The organism is Bradyrhizobium sp. (assembly GCF_035570375.1).
GTDB lineage: Bacteria > Pseudomonadota > Alphaproteobacteria > Rhizobiales > Xanthobacteraceae > Bradyrhizobium.
This window is the reverse complement of record NZ_DATMLW010000037.1, coordinates 1-19,577: the sequence shown is the minus strand read 5'-3', so window position 1 is coordinate 19,577 and position 19,577 is coordinate 1. Positions and strand designations below refer to the sequence as shown.

Annotated in this window: 17 protein-coding genes and 1 other RNA gene; 5 read left to right on the top strand and 13 right to left on the bottom strand. The window is 63.3% G+C overall.

The genetic code is table 11. The features are described from left to right. Positions 1-282: 282 nt before the first annotated feature. The 9 genes from murG to rsmH all read right to left on the bottom strand — a co-directional run bounded on the left by murG (position 283) and on the right by rsmH (position 11,885). Positions 283-1,383, bottom strand: a complete 1,101-nt coding sequence (murG, locus tag VNX23_RS04555; protein WP_325628007.1) for an undecaprenyldiphospho-muramoylpentapeptide beta-N-acetylglucosaminyltransferase — start codon at positions 1,381-1,383, stop codon at positions 283-285. Between the two features lie 143 nt (positions 1,384-1,526). Further along, positions 1,527-2,675: a putative lipid II flippase FtsW gene (gene ftsW, locus VNX23_RS04550; protein WP_325627991.1), complete on the bottom strand. Its 1,149-nt coding sequence runs from the start codon at positions 2,673-2,675 to the stop codon at positions 1,527-1,529. Between the two features lie 118 nt (positions 2,676-2,793). Then, positions 2,794-4,191, bottom strand: a complete 1,398-nt coding sequence (murD, locus tag VNX23_RS04545; protein ID WP_325627990.1) for a UDP-N-acetylmuramoyl-L-alanine--D-glutamate ligase — start codon at positions 4,189-4,191, stop codon at positions 2,794-2,796. Between the two features lie 247 nt (positions 4,192-4,438). Then, positions 4,439-5,545, bottom strand: coding sequence for a phospho-N-acetylmuramoyl-pentapeptide-transferase (gene mraY, locus VNX23_RS04540; RefSeq protein WP_325627989.1), 1,107 nt, complete (start codon positions 5,543-5,545; stop codon positions 4,439-4,441). Between the two features lie 10 nt (positions 5,546-5,555). Next, entirely contained in the window at positions 5,556-7,010 is a 1,455-nt protein-coding gene (locus VNX23_RS04535; protein ID WP_325627988.1) for a UDP-N-acetylmuramoylalanyl-D-glutamyl-2,6-diaminopimelate--D-alanyl-D-alanine ligase, read from the bottom strand. Continuing rightward, a complete protein-coding gene (locus tag VNX23_RS04530) occupies positions 7,007-8,467 on the bottom strand; it encodes a UDP-N-acetylmuramoyl-L-alanyl-D-glutamate--2,6-diaminopimelate ligase (protein ID WP_325627987.1) in 1,461 nt (486 codons plus the stop codon). Before VNX23_RS04530 ends, VNX23_RS04535 begins: the two co-directional genes overlap by 4 nt. Before the next feature lie 264 nt (positions 8,468-8,731). Continuing rightward, complete coding sequence (locus tag VNX23_RS04525; RefSeq protein WP_325627986.1) at positions 8,732-10,477, bottom strand: penicillin-binding protein 2; 1,746 nt, start codon at positions 10,475-10,477, stop codon at positions 8,732-8,734. After that, positions 10,474-10,872: a cell division protein FtsL gene (gene ftsL, locus VNX23_RS04520; RefSeq protein ID WP_325627985.1), complete on the bottom strand. Its 399-nt coding sequence runs from the start codon at positions 10,870-10,872 to the stop codon at positions 10,474-10,476. Before ftsL ends, VNX23_RS04525 begins: the two co-directional genes overlap by 4 nt. A 2-nt stretch (positions 10,873-10,874) precedes the next feature. Beyond that, entirely contained in the window at positions 10,875-11,885 is a 1,011-nt protein-coding gene (gene rsmH, locus VNX23_RS04515; protein ID WP_325627984.1) for a 16S rRNA (cytosine(1402)-N(4))-methyltransferase RsmH, read from the bottom strand. Positions 11,886-12,511: 626 nt separating this feature from the next. On the opposite strand from rsmH, the gene VNX23_RS04510 reads away from it, so the two are divergent. Further along, entirely contained in the window at positions 12,512-13,294 is a 783-nt protein-coding gene (locus VNX23_RS04510; protein WP_325627983.1) for an N-acetylmuramoyl-L-alanine amidase, read from the top strand. Positions 13,295-13,326: 32 nt separating this feature from the next. Here the strand turns inward: VNX23_RS04510 and VNX23_RS04505 are convergent, their stop codons facing one another. Together VNX23_RS04505 and VNX23_RS04500 are read right to left on the bottom strand one after the other, a co-directional pair. Next, the gene (locus VNX23_RS04505; protein WP_325627982.1) at positions 13,327-14,238 is read right to left on the bottom strand and encodes an NAD(P)H-binding protein; all 912 of its coding nucleotides are present in this window, start codon (positions 14,236-14,238) and stop codon (positions 13,327-13,329) included. 314 nt (positions 14,239-14,552) lie between these two features. Then, a complete protein-coding gene (locus VNX23_RS04500; RefSeq protein WP_325627981.1) occupies positions 14,553-15,521 on the bottom strand; it encodes a LysR substrate-binding domain-containing protein in 969 nt (322 codons plus the stop codon). A 134-nt stretch (positions 15,522-15,655) separates the two neighbouring features. Here VNX23_RS04500 and VNX23_RS04495 point away from each other — a divergent pair, with 134 nt between their 5' ends. The 3 genes from VNX23_RS04495 to VNX23_RS04485 are packed head-to-tail and all read left to right on the top strand — an operon-like array spanning position 15,656 to position 17,210. Beyond that, on the top strand, positions 15,656-16,234 hold the full coding sequence (locus VNX23_RS04495) for a cytochrome b (protein ID WP_325627980.1): 579 nt from the start codon (positions 15,656-15,658) through the stop codon (positions 16,232-16,234). Next, positions 16,231-16,782 carry a hypothetical protein gene (locus VNX23_RS04490; protein WP_325627979.1) on the top strand — a complete coding sequence of 184 codons (552 nt, stop codon included), beginning with the start codon at positions 16,231-16,233 and terminating at the stop codon, positions 16,780-16,782. The genes VNX23_RS04495 and VNX23_RS04490 overlap by 4 nt, the downstream gene beginning before the upstream one ends. 2 nt (positions 16,783-16,784) lie before the next feature. Next, entirely contained in the window at positions 16,785-17,210 is a 426-nt protein-coding gene (locus tag VNX23_RS04485) for a DUF4345 family protein (protein ID WP_325627978.1), read from the top strand. On the opposite strand, the gene VNX23_RS04480 is transcribed toward VNX23_RS04485, so the two are convergent. Both VNX23_RS04480 and VNX23_RS04475 read right to left on the bottom strand, forming a co-directional pair. Beyond that, positions 17,159-18,415, bottom strand: a complete 1,257-nt coding sequence (locus tag VNX23_RS04480; RefSeq protein ID WP_325627977.1) for an RNA polymerase sigma factor — start codon at positions 18,413-18,415, stop codon at positions 17,159-17,161. The two genes, VNX23_RS04485 and VNX23_RS04480, sit on opposite strands and share 52 nt — an antisense overlap. Before the next feature lie 70 nt (positions 18,416-18,485). After that, entirely contained in the window at positions 18,486-18,839 is a 354-nt protein-coding gene (locus tag VNX23_RS04475) for a YciI family protein (RefSeq protein WP_325627976.1), read from the bottom strand. Between the two features lie 148 nt (positions 18,840-18,987). Here VNX23_RS04475 and rnpB point away from each other — a divergent pair. After that, positions 18,988-19,421: RNase P RNA component class A (rnpB, locus tag VNX23_RS04470), an RNA gene on the top strand. Positions 19,422-19,577: the final 156 nt, after the last annotated feature.

Sequence of the window (19,577 nt, the reverse complement as noted above, 5' to 3'; positions counted from 1 at the left end):
GCGTCTTCGAACTGGTCGTCCGCGGGCATCCACGTCTTTGTTCAGCAATTTAGGAAAGACGTCATGGCCGGGACAAGCCCGGCCATGACATCAGAATTTCATTAATTCACTGCTTTCGTCTAGTGGAGTGGATTTGACATTCGCTACCCATCTAGCTGCGGACTCGCAACGCGAATGTCAAATCCAAAACTCCACTAGAAACTAATATTTGCTAGTGGTCCTTGATTCTAACATTGGCAAAAGTGCCTGCCAAAACGAGATGCGAATGTTAGAATCGGACCACTAAATTCCCGCCACTTTCATCACCAGATCGGCCATCCGCTGGGCGGCGTCCAACCGGCCGACGCTGCGCGCGGCTTTCGCCATCGCGGTCAATTTCTTGGGCTCGGCGGCAAGCGCGGAGATTTCCGACGCCAAGCGGTCGGAACTGAGTTCGCTTTGCGGAATCCGTAAAGCGCCCCCCACCTGCGCCAGAACGCCGGCATTGGCGAACTGATCCTGGTCGATCGAGCCCGGCAGCGGCACCAGGATCGACGGGCGGCCGATGGCGGAGAGTTCGGCTACGGTGCCGGCGCCGGAGCGCGAAACCACCAGATGGTGGGATGCGAGCTTCGCCGGCAGATCGGTGAAGAACGGCGCCAGCTCGCATTTGATCTTGAGCCGGTCGTAGTGCCCGCGCACGCGCATCATGTCTTCCTCGCGAACCTGTTGCGTGAGGACCAGCCTGTTCCACAGCGAAGGTTCCAGCCGTTCGATCGCGCCGGGCACGATGTCGGCCATCACCCGCGCGCCCTGGCTGCCGCCGATCACCAGCAAGCGAAACGGCCCGCCGGAATCGGGAGCGACATATTCGACGGCCGCCGCGGCAAGTATCGCAGGCCGCATCGGCGTGCCGACGGTGGTGGTCTTCGGAGAGAGCCCGGGATCGCGGTCGAGAACGCCGGGGAGCGAGGTTGCGATCGCGTCGACCCGGCTCGAGAGGAAGCGGTTGGCGCGGCCGAGCACCGCGTTGGCGTCGTGAATGACGCGGGGAATGCGAAGCAGGCGCGCCGCCAGAAGCGGCGGCAAGGTCGGATAGCCGCCGAAACCCACGACGGCCGCCGGCTCAAGCCTGCGCAACAGGTTGAGCGCCACTACAAAGCCAGCGCCCAGCGTCAGGGAGGTCAAGGCGAGCGACCATGGCGCGCGGCTGCGCACGGTCTCGCTCGGTACCACGTCGATCATGTCCTTGGAGAACAGGCCCGAGTAACGCAGCGCTCGGGAATCGGTCGCAAGGCGCACGCGCAAGCCGCGCTTCATCAGTTCGACGCCGAGCGCTTCCGCCGGAAAAAGATGCCCGCCGGTGCCGCCCGCGGCGAGCAGGATGAGAGGATCTTGTTTCATGATCAGATAGTCGCAAATTTCGACCGTCATTGCGAGCCACCGGGTCGCGCGAATGCGCGCCCGATAACGAAGCAATCCAGCCGCACCACGGACGGATTCCGGATTGCTTTGTCGCTTGCCTCCTCGCAATGACAGGGAAAAATCTAGGCGTAGCTCGGCGCGGCGCTCGCGTTCAGCGATTCCAGTTCGGTGCGCGGCCGCTGCCGCGTCAAGGCCAGCATCATGCCGACGCCATAGGCGAGGGAGACCATCGACGAACCGCCATAGGAGATGAACGGTAAGGTCATGCCTTTGGCCGGGATCAGTTGCAGATTGACCGACATGTTGATCGCGGCCTGCACGCCGAACAGAATCGCAAGGCCGGAAGCCGCAAAACGCGCGAATATGTCCTCGGTGGCATAAGCGCGCGAAAGCGCGCGGATCACCACGAAGGCGAACAACGCGAGCAGCACGAGGCAAAGGATGATTCCGAACTCCTCTGCCGCCACCGCGAACACGAAATCGGTGTGGCTGTCCGGCAGACTGCGCTTGGCGATGCCTTCGCCGGGCCCGAGCCCGAGCCAGCCGCCATTGCCGAAGGCCTCCATCGCGGTATCGACCTGAAAGGTGTCGCCGGAAGCGGGATTCATGAAGCGTTTGATGCGCCCCGCCACGTGCGGCACGAACAGATAGGCGCCGAACAGTCCGGCGCTTGCGGCGCCCGCAAGCCCCAGCACCCAGATCATTCGCATGCCGGCGATAAAGAACAATGCGCCCCACACCATCAGGATCAGCATGGTCTGGCCGAAGTCCGGTTCCATCACCAAGAGCGAAACCAGCATCAGCAGAAGCACCAGCGCCATCGAGGTCGCCGGCATCTCTGGGCGCCGCGCCGATTCCGCAAACAACCATGCCGCCAGCACCACGAAAGCGGGTTTTGCGGATTCGGAGGCCTGGATGTTCACGCCGACGAGCGTGATCCAGCGCCGCGAGCCCTTGACCTCGGGACCGAACAGCAGCGTCGCCACGATCAGCACCATCGACACCAGGAACACGATCAGCGCGGCGCGCCGGATCTGGTGCGGCGACAGGAACGACACACCCAACAGCACGATGAAGGACGGCAGCAGAAACAGGACGTGGCGGTTGAAGAAATGAAAGGAGTCAAGGCCAATCCGGGTCGCCACCGGTGGGCTGGCCGCAAGCGACAGGATGATGCCGGCGAGAATCAGCGCGAAGATCGCCGCCAACTGCAGGCGGTCGACCGTCCACCACCAGTCGCTTAGCGGATTTCGCTGTTCACGGGAAAGCATGGACTTTCGCCTTGAGGGCCGTCATCCCTCATTGGTCGCCCATGATGGTTTCGAAGGGGTTAATGGAATGCGGTTCTTCCTGATCCCTCCCCCTTGCGGGGAGGGATGAAGGCGCGGCTCACACCACCGGTTTCACGCCGGGCAGCGCGGTGACCAGATCGCGGAAGCGTGTGCCGCGAATCTCGAAATTGCGGTACTGGTCGAACGAGGCGCAGGCGGGCGACAGCAGCACCACCGGATCGGCGAGCCCTGAGGCTTCCGCATCGCGCGAGGCGTGTTCCACCGCAACCTCAAGCGTCTGCGAGATCTCATGCGGGACGCTGCCGAGTGTGGCAGCAAATTCCTGCGCGGCCTCGCCGATCAGGTAAGCTTTGCGAATGCGCGGAAAATATTCGGCAAGGCCCGTGATGCCGCCGAGCTTCGGCTTTCCGCCCGCGATCCAGAAAATGTCGGAAAAAGACGACAGGGCGCGTGCGGCTGCATCTGCATTGGTGCCCTTGGAATCGTTGACGAACAGCACGTTGCCGCGACGGCCGACCTGCTCCATGCGGTGCGCAAGGCCGGGAAAACTTCGCAGGGCTTTCTGCAAGACCTCACCGGAAATCCCGAGTGCGATCGCGCAGGCGGCGGCGCAGGCCGCATTCTGCGCGTTATGCAAGCCGCGTAGCGAGCCGATGCCGCCGATCCGCGCCACCTCGCTGCGCGCCCCGCCGGATGCGTGCCAGATGGTTTCGTGATCGACGTAGATGCCGTCGGGAAGCGGATTTCTCACCGAGACGCGAACCACGCGCTTTCCCCCCTGCTCGATGCGGTCGGCGGCGGCACGGCTCCACCCGTCATCGACGCCGATGATCGCGGTACCCTGCGTTTGGACGCCTGCGACCAGGCGTTCCTTCACTTCCGCATAGTGAGCGAGCGTGCCGTGACGATCGATATGGTCTTCGCTGATATTGAGCAGGATGCCGACGGTCGGATCGAGGCTCGCCGTGAGATCGATCTGGTACGAGGACATCTCGATGACATGCACCCGCCCCTTGCGCGGCGGCTCCAGCGACAGAATCGCGGTGCCGATATTGCCACCCATCTGGGTGTCGTAACCGGCAACGCGCGTCAGATGCGCGATCAACGCGGTGGTGGTGGATTTGCCGTTGGTGCCGGTAATCGCGACGAAAGGCGCGTCCGGTGCGTGACGCTGCCGCTCGCGACAGAACAGCTCGATATCTCCGATCACCTCGACGCCGGCTTCTCTTGCCAGGAACACCGTCCAGTGCGGCGCGGGATGGGTGAGTGGCGCGCCAGGGGTGAGCACCAGCGCTGCGAAGCGCGACCAGGATTCGTTGCGCAGATCCGCGGTGACAAACCCTGCCTTGGCGGCTTCCGCGAGCCTGTCGGCGCCATCGTCGCCGGCGATCACTTCGGCGCCGCCGGCCTTCAGGGCGTGACAGCTCGCAAGGCCCGATCCGCCGAGGCCGAACACCGCGACCGTCTTGCCTGCGAAAGAAGTGACGGGGATCATGTGCGGATGCCACCTTGCCCTCTCCCCTTGCGGGAGAGGCTGCGTAGGCGGCCTTCGGCCGCTGTCCTATGGAACAAAAACGCCGATGCTTTGCATCGGCCACGGCGAAGCGAAGGCGGGTGAGGGGTTGAACCAACAAGGCGAAGCGCCCCCTCACCCGGTTTCTCACTTCGTTCGAAACCACCCTCTCCCGCGAGGGGAGAGGGGAAGAAAGGCATCGAAGCCAGCATCGATTTCGTCACCACGATCACCGCAGCTTCAGCGTGGAGAGGCCGGCCAGCGCCAACATCACCGAGATGATCCAGAACCGGATCACGATTTGCGGTTCGGTCCAGCCAAGTTGCTCGAAATGGTGATGGATCGGCGCCATCCTGAAAATTCGTTTCCCGGTGAGCTTGAACGACATCACCTGCACGATCACGGAAACCGCCTCCAGCACGAACAGCCCGCCGATCACGGCGAGCACGATCTCGTGCTTGACCGCGACCGCAATCGAACCGAGCATGCCGCCGAGCGCGAGCGAACCGGTATCGCCCATGAAGATCGACGCCGGCGGCGCGTTGAACCACAGAAAACCGAGGCCCGCTCCGAGCACCGCGCCGCAGATCACCGCGAGCTCGCCGGTGCCGGGAACGTAATTGATCTGCAAATAATCCGAGAACACGGCGTTGCCGGTGAGATAGGAGATCATGCCGAAGCTCGCGGCCGCGATCATCACGGGCACGATGGCCAGGCCATCGAGACCGTCGGTCAAATTGACCGCGTTGCCGGCGCCGACGATGATGAAGGCGCCGAAGACGGTGAAGAACAGTCCGAGGTTCAGCGCGATGTCCTTGAAGAACGGGATCACGAGCGAGGTCGAGAATGGCTCCCGCCCAAGCCGGACCAGCGCGTAACACGCCGCAAGCGCAATCAAGGCCTCGATCAGGAGGCGAAGCCGGCCGGCAAAACCGCTATGGCTTTGCTTCGTCACCTTCAGATAGTCGTCATAAAAACCGACGAAGCCGAAGCCGAGCGTGACCGCCAGCACGATCCAGACATAAGGGTTGAGTGGATTGGCCCACAGCACGGTTGAAACCACGAGCCCCGAAAGGATCATCAGGCCGCCCATGGTCGGAGTGCCCTTCTTGGTCACCAGATGCGACTGCGGGCCGTCGGAGCGGATCGGCTGTCCCTTGCCCTGGCGAAGCCGCAAGTGATCGATGATCCAGGGGCCGAACAGGAACACGAAAAGCGCGCCGGTCACCATCGCTCCGCCGGTGCGGAACGTGATGTAGCGAAACACGTTCAGGAAGGTGTGCAAGAAGGCGAGGCCAGGCACGGTATTGGAGAGATCGATCAGCCAGTAGAACATTCAACCTGCCCTATACCGCGGCTTCGTCGAGCGCAGTCCTGCCGGGAAAGCGCCTTTCGAGCGCGTTGACTATCGTTTTCATCTTCGAGCCGAACGAGCCCTTGACCATGATGGCGTCGCCGGCCCGGATGGCGGCGACGATCTGCGGTTCCAGATTCGCTGCGCTATCGGCATAGCCGCCCCGCTTGCCCGTGGAAAGGGCGTCCCACAGGTTCTTCATCAGCGGACCACAACAATACACGAGGTCGATGTGATGGGCCTTGATGGCGTCATTGAGACCGCGATGCAATTCGGCGCTGGAAGCGCCAAGTTCCAGCATGTCGCCGAGCACCGCGATACGCCTTCCATGCGGGCCGATCCTGGCCTGGCCGAGCACGCCCAGTGCGGCCGACATCGATGCCGGGTTGGCGTTGTAGCTTTCGTCGATCAGGGTCGCCTCGCCGACCGCCATTTCGAGCACGCGACGGACGCCGCGGCCCGCTGCCGGCTCGATATGCGACAGCGCCAGCGAAGCCAGCGCAAGATCGGCACCTGCAAGCGAAGCCGCCGCAAGCACCGCAAGCGAGTTCATCGCCATGTGGCGGCCAGGCATGCCGACCTTGTAGGTGACGTCGTGCCCAAGAATATTGGCGTGCACCGCCGAGCAGGCCGCATGCAGCGCCACGTCGATGAGCCGCGCGTCGGATTTCTCGTCCGCGCCGAACGTGACGATGCGCGAGATGCCGAGCTGTTTCGCGCGGCGCTCAAGTCGCGCAAATTGCGAATTGTCGCGGTTGAGCACCACGGCGCCACCCGGCTCGAGACCGGCAAAGATCTCCGCCTTGGCATCGGCGATGCCCTCCAGCCCGTCGAAGAATTCCAGATGCACCGGCTCGACCGTGGTGATGACAGCCACATGCGGGCGAACCGGCCTCGCCAGCGGTTCGATCTCGCCGGCGTGATTCATGCCGATTTCGAACACCGCAAAGCGCGCATCCGCCGGGCAGCGCGCCAGCGACAGCGGCACGCCCCAGTGGTTGTTGAAGGAAGCAGCCGAAACATGGGTTTGCCCTTGCGCACCGAGCACGCGGTGCAACGCCTCCTTGGTGGAAGTCTTGCCGACCGAACCCGTCACCGCGATGACCTGCGCCTGAAGGCGCGCGCGCGCCGCACGCGCAAGATCAACAAGCCCTTCCAGCACATTGTCAACGACCAGGAGCGGCGCGTCGGAGGCAAATCTGGCGCGCTTTGCCTTCTCGACCACCGCAAGCGCGGCACCCGAGCGCACGGCCGCTTCGACGAAATCGTGACCGTCATGCACCGCGCCCAGAATCGCGAAATAGGCCTCGCCGGCTTTCAACGTGCGGCTGTCGATGGAAATGCCGGAGATGTCCTGGGGCAGCGTGCCGTTGCTCGCAGCGTGCATCGCCGCCGCCATCGCATCCGAAGTCCACAATGCGGCCGTAGCGTTCGGCGTCGTGCTCATGCGACCCTCTCCGAAAGCGCTGACGCAACGGCGTCGTGATCGCTGAACGGCAGGACGCGATCGCCGATGATTTGCCCGGTTTCATGGCCTTTGCCCGCGATCAGGAGCAGATCGCCCTTCTCAAGGCCTGCGATCGCAGTGCGGATCGCCTGGTTGCGGTCTGGAATTTCGATCGCGCCCTTTGCAGCGGCGAGGATCGCGGCGCGGATCGTGGCCGGATTTTCGCTGCGCGGATTGTCGTCGGTGACGATGACATGATCGGCATTTTCAGCGGCGATCGCGCCCATCAGCGGCCGTTTTCCCGCATCGCGGTTGCCGCCGGCGCCGATCACCACGACCAGTTTTCGTTCCGCGTAGGGCCGCAATGCCTGCAGCGCCTTGGCCAGCGCATCCGGCTTGTGCGCGTAATCGACAAAGATCGGCGCGCCGTTGTGTTCCCCGACACGTTCCAGCCGGCCCCTGGCACCCTCTAGATGTTCGAGTGCGGCAAACACCTCGCCGGGGTCGCTGCCGGTGCCGATCGCAAGGCCCGCCGCGACGACCGCGTTCTCGATCTGGAATTCACCGACCAGCGGCAGGCGAACGGAATATTTGCGCCCGAGATGGTCGAGCTCGAGCTTTTGTGCGAAGCCGTCGATCGCGGAGGCGACCACGCGTATCCCCTCGCCCGTGCCATCGCCTTTCTGCCCGACAGTGATGAGGCGCAACGGTCGCTCCTGCGCGGCATCGATCACGGCTTGCGAGCATTCATGATCGGCGGAAATCACCGCCGCGCTGCCTTCCGGCAAGAGATCGCGGAACAGCCGGAGCTTGGCGGCAAGATAGTGCGCAACATCGGGATGGTAATCCAGATGATCGCGCGACAGGTTGGTGAAGCCCCCGGCCGAAATGCGTACGCCGTCAAGCCGATACTGATCGAGCCCGTGCGAGGACGCCTCGAAGGCGAGATTGGTGACGCCATCGCGTGCGATTTCGTCGAGCTGCCGATGCAGCGCGATCGGATCGGGCGTCGTCAGCGACCCGTAAACCGTTCGCTTGGGCGACACCAGTCCGATGGTCCCGATGCTGGCCGCTTCATCGCCGAGCCGCTGCCAGATTTGCCGCGTAAAAGCAGCGACTGACGTCTTGCCGCTGGTTCCGGTCACCGCCGCGATCGTCGACGGCTGCCGCGGATAAAAATGCGCCGCCGCAATCGCGAGCGCGCGCCGCGGGTTCGAAGTTGCGATGAACGGAACGCGGCAGCCGCCCGGCGGCGGATGGTCGCCCGCTACCGCGACGGCGCCCGAGACAATCGCCTGTTCGATGAAGCGCGCGCCATCGGTCTTGAAACCCGCGAGTGCAAAGAACAGATCGCCCGGCTTGACGCTGCGGCTGTCCGAAGACAGGCCCGTAACCTCCGCATCTTGCGCCTGCGGGTCCATCCTGGCGTCTTCATGGAAGAGGTCGCGGAGTTTCATGGTGTTCCAGCGTCCGGTTCTGACATTCGTATCATGTCTCTGAGGGTTCGTTTACGAATGTCCGAACCAAAGGACACTGGCAAATACAAGATTCTGGTGCCGTTTTGGATTTGACATTCGCTTTGGAACCTCGCGGCAATACTGAAGCGAATGTCAAATCCACCGCACCAGTCGGCCGGCGCGGGTGCCCCATTGTCCAGCTATCCCCTTCGCGGCACCAGGCTTAAGCTACACCTTAAAAAAACAGGTCCTGAAAGCTACGCCTTATTGGCTTGTTCTTGATGCCGCAAGAATGAGGCGGTCGGACGGCGGCAGGTCAAAACGCGGTTCAATGCCCAGAAGGGGCGCGATGCGGGTGATCACATTGCCGCCGGTCGGCACCGCGTTCCATCCTGAGGTGATGAAACCGAAGGTTTCCTTCAGCGGCTGCGGCTCATCAAGCATGATCAGGAGCTGGTAGCGCGGATTGTCGGCGGGCAGGATCGCGGTGAAGGCGTTGAGCACGTGCTTCTTGGCGTAATGGCCATTGATCACCTTTTCCGCGGTGCCGGTCTTGCCGCCGATGTAATAGCCCTTGACATCGGCCTTCTTGGCGGTTCCGACCTCGGCATTGAGCCGCATCAAAAACCGCATCTTCTCCGATGTTTCCGCCTTGATCACTCGTTTGGCCAGCGCCATCGCTTCCTCCTCGCTGCGCTTGAGGAAGGTGGGCGGGATCAGATAGCCGCCGTTGACGAGCGCATCGATGCCCATCACCGCCTGCAGCGGCGCCACCGCGATGCCGTGCCCGAAGGCGATCGTCACCGTGTTCAGCTCGGCCCAGTGTTTCGGCACGATCGGCGAGGCGCTCTCCGGCAATTCGGTGCGCAGCCGCTCGAGCTGGCCGAGCTTGCGCAGGAAAGCCCGGTGCGCCTCGACCCCCTGCGACAGCGCAATCCGCGCCGCACCGACATTGGAAGAATAATAAAACACTTCCTTCATGTTGATCATGCGCCCGAGCGGGTGATCGTCGTGTATGGCGAACTTGCCGTAATGCAGCGGGGCGCGCGCATCCCACATCGAGTTGAGATCGACCTTGCCCGAATCGAGCGCCATCGCCAGCGTGAAGGCCTTGAAGGTCGAACCCATCTCATAGACGCCGGTGGTCAGGCGGTTGATGCGGTCGGGATCATGCGCTTCCTTGGGATTGTTCGGATCGAAGTCCGGCACCGAAACCATGGCCACGATCTCGCCGGTGCGGACATTGGAGACGAGCCCGGAAGCAGCCTTGGCGTGGTATTTTTCCTTGGCCTTGAGCAGTTCGTCGCGCAGCGCGTGTTCGACACGCAAATCGACCGACAATTCGACCGGGCGCTGCAGGCGATCGGTGGCAAATCCCGCGCGATGCAGATCGGCAAGCCCGTTGCTGTCGAGCCACTTCTCCATGCCGGCGATGCCCTGATTGTCGATGTTGACGAGGCCGATCAGGTGCGCGACCTCGTTGCCGGTGGGATAGACGCGCTTGTTTTCCCGCAGGAAGCCGATGCCGGGAATGCCGAGCCGGTGGATTTCCTGCTGCTGGACCGGCGTGATTTCGCGCTTGAGCCAGACAAAGCCCTTGCGGCTGGACAGGCGCTGCCGCGCCTCGCCGATGTCGAGGTCCGGCATTGTGGCGGTGAGAAGCTCGATCGCCTCGTCCTTGTCGATGATGCGGCGCGGCTCGCCGAACAGGCTGGGGGCCTTGACATCGGTCGCAAGAATTTCGCCGTTGCGGTCGACGATGTCCGGCCGGGCGGTCGCAATCGCGTCCTGACCGGCGGCGCGGCGCGCGCCATGACCGTCGCTGCCGGCGGCGAACATCACTAGCCTGCCGCCGATCACGGCATAGGCTGCGACGAACGCCAGGATCGCAAAGCCGACGCGCGCGCGAGCCTTGGCGGCGCGGTCGACGTTGCGGCCGTACAAGAGGCTGCGGACCAGGCGCTGCCGCCACGGTTCCGTCGGCCTTTCCCTGCGCGTGCGCCCGGTCATCGCTTTTTCTCCGGCGCTTTTGCCGGCAGCGAACCCGTCACCGTGGCGGCATCGCTCGATGGCGCGACGGTATTGATCATGGCGCCGATCGGATCAGGGCTGTCCGGCTTGACCGGGCTGGGCGGCCGCTCGGGCAAATTCTTCAGCGAATCATATTGCGCGGCGTTGAGCGGCTTGAGCTGCAGGTGGCGTTCGGCAAGACCCTGCAGCCGTAATGGCGCATCAAGCCTGGCCCATTCGGCGCGCAGCACCGCAATCGCATCGCGCTGCTCGCGGATTTCCGCATGCAGCCGCAGCACCCGCTCGGTGCGTTCGGTCGATTCCATCTTGATCCGGTAGACATAGGCGGCCGCGAAGACGAGCCCGCCGATCACAAGGAGATGGATGATCCGCATCGTCAGCCTCCCCTCATCACGTCGTCGAGGGTGGGCCAGTCCGGCAGTGGCGAGGCAGTCCGCGCAGGCGCATCGGTGCGCGCGGCGGCGCGCAATTTGGCAGAGCGCGCACGCGGATTGGCCTTGATCTCATCCTCGTCCGGGGCGACCGGCCGCCTGGTCAGGACGATGAAGCTCGGCGGGAGCCGCGCGATCTCCGGCTGGTGCCGCGATCCGCCGCCGCTTTTGGCGCGCTCGACGAGGAAATTCTTGGCAATGCGGTCTTCCAGCGAATGAAACGACACCACAACGAGCCGACCGCCGGGTTTGAGCACGCGCTCGGCCGCGGCGAGCGCCAGATGCAGCTCCTCGAGCTCCTGGTTGACGAAAACCCGCAAGGCCTGGAACGTGCGCGTGGCGGGGTGAATTTCCCCCGGCTTTCCGCGCACCACCCTGGCGACGATCTCCGAAAGCGCCCGGGTGGTCGCGACCGGGGCTTGCCGGCGCGCGGCGACGATGGCGCGGGCAACGGCGCGCGCATGCCGCTCTTCGCCGAAGATATGGATGATATCGGCAAGCTCGGTCTCGGAAGCCTTCGCGATCACATCCGCCGCGGTCGCCCCCTCGTGCCCCATCCGCATGTCGAGCGGGCCGTCGTTGCGGAACGAAAATCCGCGAGCCGCCTCATCGAGTTGCATCGAGGACACGCCGACGTCCATGACGACGCCGTCGACCCGCGGCGCGCCTTGCGAATCGCAGATGCGGGCGAGGTTGGAAAACCGGTCCTCGACCAGCGTCAGCCGGCCGGCCGATTGGTCGACCAGGGCAAAACCGCCCATAATCGCCGAGCGATCGCGGTCGATACCGATCACCCGGGTCCCTTGGGTGTCCAGGATGGCCCGGCTGTAGCCGCCAGCCCCGAAGGTGGCGTCGACATAGATCCCGCCTTCGCGCGGGTTGAGAAACTCAGCCGCCTTTTGGCCGAGGACGGGCATGTGTCTTGATTCGGACGCATCGGGAGCAGACGGATTCATGGCGCCAATTCCTGCGAGCTGCGGGCCGGAATGCGAAAAACGGACGCGAAAGGGCCCATTGCGCCTCAAAAGTCCATGTTTCTTACGCCTTTCCGATCGAATTTGCTGGCCGGCCTTGGGGGTGCGGAATCCGACGTTCGCCACACCTTGGGGCCCCCCTTCTTGCGAACCTCGGATTCGAAAGGACACTGGAAACCTATGATCCGGACCGGGGCCATCCTCCGGGCAGGAACTTCAATCGGCGGCTGCTTAGCCGTTTCCCGAAACCGAAAGAGCGGCACTTCAGCTCTCAGTAACGTCAGTTAGCATTAAGAAAGCGTTGACGGTCGAAAGGCGCGTTTCCCCGCGCTTTCCGGTTCCACCGTTTCGAACCGAAAGTCGTCATCCACAGGCGCAGCCCAAGAAGTGATGCGCTGTGCACACACTCCGGCAAAATGCATCGCAACGCACGGTTCTTCAATTGCGCAAGGCGGACCTTGCGGGAATAGTCAAGAGGATCATTTTGAAAACTTTTTTATTGCCGTTGTGCTGCCCGGTTTGAGTATTCATATGGCGACTGGTTCGTTCGCATCTGCTGGTTTTGATTCGAAGCGGCGCACCGTCCCGCTCCCCGGCTACTGACGAACATGAAGACGTTCACCCCCGATTCCTCGATTGCTTCTGATGTCATCCCCTCGCCGAATTTCGGCGAGCGGAACGAGGGCCGCGTGCCCGACATGATCCTGTTGCATTACACCGGAATGCCCGATGTGGAAGGAGCGATCGCCCAGCTCTGTACCGCGGGCACCGACGTTTCGGCGCATTACATCGTTCTGGAAGACGGCCGCATCGTGCAATGCGTCCCGGAATCGCGGCGCGCCTGGCATGCCGGCATCGCATCCTGGGCCGGCGAGAACGACATCAATTCCTGCTCTATCGGGGTCGAGATCGTCAACCGCGGCCATGACTGGGGCTATCCGGACTTTCCGCTGCGCCAGATCGCCGCCGTGATCGCGCTGTGCCGGGGCATCATGCTCCGCCGCAACGTGCCTTCGCACCGCGTGCTGGCGCATTCGGACGTCGCGCCCCACCGCAAGAAGGATCCCGGCGAGAAGTTTCCCTGGCATTCGCTCGCCAATTCAGGCGTCGGCCACTGGGTAACCCCGGCGCCGATCGTGCGCGGTGAAGGCCTCAAGCTCGGCGTGATCAGCGACAGCGTTCGCGATCTGCAACAGGCGCTCGCCAGATATGGCTACGGCATTCCGATCAGCGGAAAATTTGACGCCGCGACAGCGGAAGTGGTCACTGCTTTCCAGCGCCACTTCCGCCCCGCACGGGTCGACGGCGTCGCCGACCATTCGACACTGGTCACGCTGCAATCGCTGCTCGCGTCACTGCCGGTCGAAACCGCGGCAGTCGCGGCCACATAGTGCGACTGTTCCCGACGCGAACCGGATGGTGCTCATGACGACGCTGCAGCGTTCGGAGCAAGGCTCGTTGCGCGTGCCAGCAATTCCGGCAAGACTTCGCTGACGCGGCGCAAGGGGCGACCGAGCAGCCGCTGCAACGCCGGGTCGCTCTCGGCCAACTCGCCGGCGGCACGCGAGGCAAAGCCTGTCGTCAGCGATTGTGCCAACGGCGGCGGAAGTCCTCGCCGGACCAGCATCGCGGCGAACTCGTGGCCCGGAATCGTCCGCCGCACGATCCGGCGCCCTATTGCACGCCCGGCGATGGTGGCGATCGCCGCAAAGTCGAGTGCTTCCGGACCGGTCAGCAAGATAGTTTTGGGTAAATCGCCCTTTGACAGCAGCAGCCGCGCGATGCCTTCGGCGAGATCGACCCGCGACACCCACGCGGTGGACCCGTCCTGAGGCAGGGCTAGATCGCCGGTGAAAACGCTCTGGCCCAAAAACATCGGCAGGTTTTCGATGTACTGGCCGTTCCTCAATATCGTGCAGGCCGCGCCACAGGTCGCAAGATACTTCTCAGTATCGTGATGCCCCTGCGCCACGTCGAACACCGAACCCGGCCTCTGCACGATCGACGTGTAGAAGATGTGCTCGACGCCGCAGCGGATCGCCGCATCGATCGCATTGCACTGCTCCTTGAACCGCGCTGCGTTTCCCGGCGTGCGGGTGGAAATCAGAAGCACCCGCCGCGCGCCGGCAAAGGCCAGATCAAGTGACGCCGGTTCGCTGAAATCACCGCGCCGCACCCGGATGCCGGCCTTATAAAGCGCGCTTGCCTTCTCGGGGTTGCGCACGCTCACGCCGAGTTCGGTCGGTGGCGCCAGTCGTTGCAATTGCGCGATGACGTCGGAGCCCAATCCTCCGGTCGCTCCGGTAATGATCACTTCGCGAAAATCTTTTGACATGACACGACCCTCTCGCTGCGACCAGTGGTCCGATTCTAACATTCGCATTCCATCCCGGCAGACACCGTCGCGAATGCTAGAATCAAAGGACCACTAGCAAATGGAAGATTCTGGTGGAGTTCTGGATTTGACATTCGCATTGCGAGCTTGCGGCTGGATGAGTAGCGAATGTCAAATCCACTCCTAGCGAGAGATGGCGCGCGGAGCGGAAAGATCGCAATCCGGTTTCGGGCGATTGGCACATTCGGAAAAGCCGACCAATGGGCGGAGGACGCTTCGCCTCCCCGAACATTCCTCTTAGTCACGAGGCAGCCTTATCGCGAAGCTGCGCGTGTGGCGGCGGTCGGCCTGGGTGCCAGTCGAGGCTCGGAAGCATCATCGGTTCGCCGTCCGGACGCCTCGGCCTTCAACATGGCAATGAGGGCCTGCAGCGCCGCCGGCATCTGCCGGCGGCTCGGATAATAGAGATAGAAGCCGACCGAACGCGGCTTCCAGTCCTCCAGCACCTCAACCAGCGTCTTCCTGGCGAGATGAGCTTGCACGGCGTGCAGCGGAACGCGGGCAATCGCGACGCCGTCGAGCGCCAGCCGGATCGCGAGGTCGCTTTCGCCGGCGATCAGGGATCCCGTCACGTCGACCTCGACGGTCTTGCCGCGCTTTTCGAAGATCCAGCGTTGCGGCGCATTGCTTGCGAACCGCATTCGCGTGCAGTTGTGCGCGCGAAGATCGCTCGGCTCTTCCGGCGTTCCATGACGGCGAAGATAGTCTGGCGAGGCCACCACGGTGGGCCTGGCATCCTCGCCGACACGAACCGCGATCATGTCCTGCTCGACGCGGTGGCCGGGCCGAATGCCGGCGTCGAAGCGATCGCGCACGATGTCGGTCAGCGTACTGTCGATCACGACCTCGAGTGTCACGGCGGGGTAAGCCGCAAGGAAGCGCGAGAGCACCGGCTCGATGACGGTGCGCGCCGCCGGCCGCGGCACGGTGATCCGAAGGTGACCCGCCGGACTGTCGCGGAATGCATTCACCGATTCCAGCACCGCGTCGAAATTGTCGAGCAGCGGGCGCAGTTGCACCAGCAGCCGCTCGCCGGCTTCGGTCACGGCGACGCTGCGGGTGGTCCGGTTGATCAACCGGACGCCGAGGCGTTCCTCCAGCGAGCGCAGGCTCTCGCTGAGCGAGGAACGCGACACGCCGAGCTGCTTGGCGGCCTTGGCGAAGCTCGCGCGCTCGGCGATGGCCACGAAGGCGCTCATTTCGGCAATGCTGGCCTTTTTCATTGTTCGCAATCTCCGACTGAGGCGTTTGGATAATGCCGGATTGTCGAACAGACATCAACGGCGCAACTTGCACGGGAGTTGCCGCCCTCATTGGGGCTGAAGCGCGGCGTGGTTTTCTTTGAGGAGGAATGACCGTGAGCAAGGTTTCCCGATATCATCCCGCGCTCGTCGTGCTGCATTGGGCGCTGGCACTGCTCATCATCGCCGCGCTCGCGCTCGGCGCGCTCGTGATGGTGAAAATTCCGAACACCGATCCAATGAAATTTGAGGCGTTGCGCAGCCACATGGGAGGCGGCATGGCGATCCTCGTTCTGATGCTGGTTCGCCTCGTGATCCGGTCGCGCAGCGCACATCCTGACCCTGCGACCGCCGGACATCCGTTGCTCGACCGGCTGGCATGGCTATCGCACCGGATGTTCTATGGCACCGTGTTCGCGATGGCTGGAAGCGGCATTATCATGGCGCTGCAGACCGGATTGTTCGAGACCGTTTTCTTGGGGCACGGCAATCTGCCCGCTGATCTCTGGGTCTTTCCTATTCGCAGCGTTCACTACGCCATATCCCGGGTCCTGATGGCGTTGATCGCGATCCACATCGTCGCCGCGTTCTATCACGCGCTTGTGCTGCGCGACGGACTGCTCAGCCGCATGTTCTTCGGCCGCCGCAAGATCGAGACCGCTCAATCCTCCCATATCGCACAGGTGCAGTCATGAATCATCTCGTACCGGCGCAGGCCGGAGCACAACTCATCACCCTTGTCATTTTCATCACACTGTCGCGCTGGTACGTCGCGCCCTGGCTTGCCAGGCGTGGCCGCGTGGACGCGTTGATTGCGCTACTCTGGGTCAACGTCTTTCGTTACGTCGCCTTGCAGGTCTTCGTCGCCCAGCGCGACGGTTTTCCGATCTCCTCGCACGGTGCCATGGAGATCGTGATCGGCGACGTACTTGGTGCCATCATCGCGTTCGCCGCCATCGTGCTGTTGCGCCAGAGGGCCTTTGCCGGCGTGATACTGAGCTGGGTTCTCGTGGTCGAAACCACGGTCGACACCTTTCTCAATATCCGCGGCGGGGTTGAAGAGCATCTCATGGGTGCGGCGAGCGGCGTTACCTGGATGATCCTGGCGTTCTTTGTCCCGGCGGTCGTGGTCAGCATCGGACTATTGGCCTGGCAACTCGTTTCACGACGGCACGAGCCGCTCTCGGAAAGCGCGCAGCGCAACAGCGCGCCGCTCGCAACCGGTCGCCTGCAGGAGCAATGAAAATGTCGTATCGAATCGCACCCTGGATCAGCCGTGTCGTATTGGTGTTCGCGCTCACGGTGCTCGCGCTGATCAGCCGCAAATTCATCAGCAGCCCTGTGGACGCGGCGGCCGCTTCCGACATGACGCTCGGTTCTCCGCTGGCGATCACCAACATGCGGGCAAGTTTTGGCGCGTTTCCGCTCGGCTGTGCGTTGTTCGTGGCTGTCTGCCTCTTCACTTCCAGCCTGCGCAAGACCGGCCTCGTATTTGTCGCACTGATCGTCGGCACGGCCCTTGCGGTCCGCGTTTTCGGCGTCGTTGCCGACGGCACGTTCGCCGAAAGCCTGCGGGTTCTGATCGCCGAAACCGTGCTGCTTGGCCTTTCTCTCGCCGCCTATGTCGGCGAGCGGCTGGCGTCTGCGAGTTCGGCGAGCCTGCGAGTGTAAAGCCGCCGCAGCGGCTCCAGCTGGGTGGCGGCGCTGGCGGCAAGATAAGCCTCTCGTGCCGCCTCACGGCGGCCGAGCCGGCGCAACAGATCGGCGCGGACGGCGGGAATAAGCTCATAGCCGTCCAGACCCCCGCGCGCGCAGAGCGCGTCGACAAGATCGAGCGCCCGCGCCGGGCCATCCACCATGGAAATTGCGGCCGCGTGATTGAGCTCGATCACCGGCGACGGGCTGATCCGCAACAGCACTTCGTAGAGGCCTGCGATCTGTTTCCAGTCGGTATCTTCATAATTCGGCGCGCGCGCATGCAACGCGGCGATCGCCGCCTGCACCGCATAAGCCTGCGGCCGGCCCGGCAGGCGCAACGCCTCTTCCACGAGTCTGAGCCCTTCGGCGATCTGACTTTGATCCCAAAGGCTGCGATCCTGTTCCTCTAGAAGCACGATATCGCCGCCGGCGGTCTGGCGCCCGGCGCGGCGCGCATCGTGCAACAGCATCAGCGCCAAAAGTCCCTTGACCTCGCCGCGTTGGGCCATCAGCGCATCGAGCAGACGGCCGAGCCGGATCGCCTCGCGTGCAAGATCGGGACGCATCAGCTCTTCGCCCGAGGTGGCGACATAGCCTTCGGTGAAGACGAGATAGATCACGGCCAGTACCCCGCGCAGCCGTGGCTCCAGCGCGTCGCGCTCGGGCACTTCATAGGGAATGCCGGCGAGCCGGATCTTCTGCTTGGCGCGGACCAGTCGCTGGCCCATCGCCTCCTCGCTCACCAGAAAGGCGCGCGCGACTTGCACGGTGGTCAGTCCGCAAACCGTGCGCAACGTCAGCGCGACCTGGACTTCGGCGGCGAAGGAAGGATGGCAGCAGGTGAAAATCAGCCGCAACATGTCGTCGTCAAGCGCAAAGTCGCTGTCTTCGTGGGAAGATACAGCGTTGAGCAAGGCCTCATGCGTCAGCGCGGCCTCCTTGTCCCGAAAGGAGATTTGCCGGCGAATGCGGTCGATCGCCTTGTTGCGCGCGACATTGACCAGCCAGGCCCGCGGATTGGATGGCGGCTCGGCCGCCGGCCAGCGTTCCAGCGCAACCGCAAAGGCCTCCTGCAGAACGTCTTCGGCGAGATCGAAATCGCCGACGAGGCGGATCAGCGTGGCTAGCGCCCTTCCTGCCTCGTCGCGAAAGATTTTTTCGATCTCACTAGATTGCATTTTTTGCCGTCATTCCGGGTGCCTAATTCCGGTTTCGTCCTTCGAACGCTCCGGAATGAGGGCTTCGCCGCTAGTTGTCGTAGATCATGACAGGCCGAACCTCGATCGAACCGGTCTTGGCGCCGGGAATTCGCGCCGCGATGCCAATCGCGGTGTCGAGATCCTTGGCCTCGACCAAATAATAACCACCGAGCTGTTCGCGCGTTTCCGCAAATGGGCCATCGGTCGTGAGGATCTTGCCGTCGCGTACGCGCACGCTTGTTGCGGTCGTCGACGGCTGCAATCCGTCGCCCGCCTTGAAGTGGCCGCTCTGGATGATGGACTGGGTGAACGCACCATAATCCGCCATCATTTGCTTGCGGTCCGCCTGGCTCAGTTTGCCGAGTTCCGCTTCGCTTCGATAGATCGCCAACAGGTATTGCATCGCTTTACTCCTTGTGATCGGCATCATTGCCGACATCCAGTCGAAGGGGACGACCGCAGAACGACATCTTCAGGATAATTTATTTAAGCCGCGCGCCGCGGCGAGTTCCGGCTTGACGCCGACCGGCGGAACCCCCATGCCTTGAGAGTCAGTCGGCCGGACGGCCGCTCACGCGGGGCCGAAAGGTCCTCGGGAGAGGAAAGTCCGGGCTCCATCGACATACGGTGCCGGATAACTTCCGGCGGGGGCAACCCCAGGGACAGTGCCACAGAGAATGAACCGCCCGGCGGAGCTCCGAACGGAGCAAAGCGGGGCAAGGGTGAAAAGGTGCGGTAAGAGCGCACCGCGGGTCCGGCAACGGATCCGGCATGGCAAACCACACCGGGAGCAAGACCGAATAGGGACGGCAACGCGGGCAGTTCGCGAAAGCGATAACGCCGCAAGAGCGATGTCAGGCTCGTCGTCCGGGTAGGTTGCTCGAGGCAACGTGCAAACGTTGTCCCAGAGGAATGGCCGTCACGTATCGTCCGCAAGCCCGCGGGCGGTGCCCTACAGAACCCGGCTTACAGGCTGGCTGATGTCTTTAGAATGAGGGGTTCGGCGCAACACGCCGAACCCCTCGCCATTTTGCAGGCCGTTCCAGCGATTCGGCGCCGCCCATTTGCCTTGCGGGCGCCATATCCTGCCAGTAATGGTAGCAAACTCGTCCGGGGGTACAGGGGAATCGTCTTGAGCCGC

Bases quoted from the DNA above. Each gene is read 5' to 3' on its own strand.
- murG (WP_325628007.1), bottom strand. From the start codon at position 1,383: ATGAAACAAGATCCTCTCATCCTGCTCGCCGCGGGCGGCACCGGCGGG.
- ftsW (WP_325627991.1), bottom strand. From the start codon at position 2,675: ATGCTTTCCCGTGAACAGCGAAATCCGCTAAGCGACTGGTGGTGGACG.
- murD (WP_325627990.1), bottom strand. From the start codon at position 4,191: ATGATCCCCGTCACTTCTTTCGCAGGCAAGACGGTCGCGGTGTTCGGC.
- mraY (WP_325627989.1), bottom strand. From the start codon at position 5,545: ATGTTCTACTGGCTGATCGATCTCTCCAATACCGTGCCTGGCCTCGCC.
- VNX23_RS04535 (WP_325627988.1), bottom strand. From the start codon at position 7,010: ATGAGCACGACGCCGAACGCTACGGCCGCATTGTGGACTTCGGATGCG.
- VNX23_RS04530 (WP_325627987.1), bottom strand. From the start codon at position 8,467: ATGAAACTCCGCGACCTCTTCCATGAAGACGCCAGGATGGACCCGCAG.
- VNX23_RS04525 (WP_325627986.1), bottom strand. From the start codon at position 10,477: ATGACCGGGCGCACGCGCAGGGAAAGGCCGACGGAACCGTGGCGGCAG.
- ftsL (WP_325627985.1), bottom strand. From the start codon at position 10,872: ATGCGGATCATCCATCTCCTTGTGATCGGCGGGCTCGTCTTCGCGGCC.
- rsmH (WP_325627984.1), bottom strand. From the start codon at position 11,885: ATGAATCCGTCTGCTCCCGATGCGTCCGAATCAAGACACATGCCCGTC.
- VNX23_RS04510 (WP_325627983.1), top strand. From the start codon at position 12,512: ATGAAGACGTTCACCCCCGATTCCTCGATTGCTTCTGATGTCATCCCC.
- VNX23_RS04505 (WP_325627982.1), bottom strand. From the start codon at position 14,238: ATGTCAAAAGATTTTCGCGAAGTGATCATTACCGGAGCGACCGGAGGA.
- VNX23_RS04500 (WP_325627981.1), bottom strand. From the start codon at position 15,521: ATGAAAAAGGCCAGCATTGCCGAAATGAGCGCCTTCGTGGCCATCGCC.
- VNX23_RS04490 (WP_325627979.1), top strand. From the start codon at position 16,231: ATGAATCATCTCGTACCGGCGCAGGCCGGAGCACAACTCATCACCCTT.
- VNX23_RS04485 (WP_325627978.1), top strand. From the start codon at position 16,785: ATGTCGTATCGAATCGCACCCTGGATCAGCCGTGTCGTATTGGTGTTC.
- VNX23_RS04480 (WP_325627977.1), bottom strand. From the start codon at position 18,415: ATGCAATCTAGTGAGATCGAAAAAATCTTTCGCGACGAGGCAGGAAGG.
- VNX23_RS04475 (WP_325627976.1), bottom strand. From the start codon at position 18,839: ATGCAATACCTGTTGGCGATCTATCGAAGCGAAGCGGAACTCGGCAAA.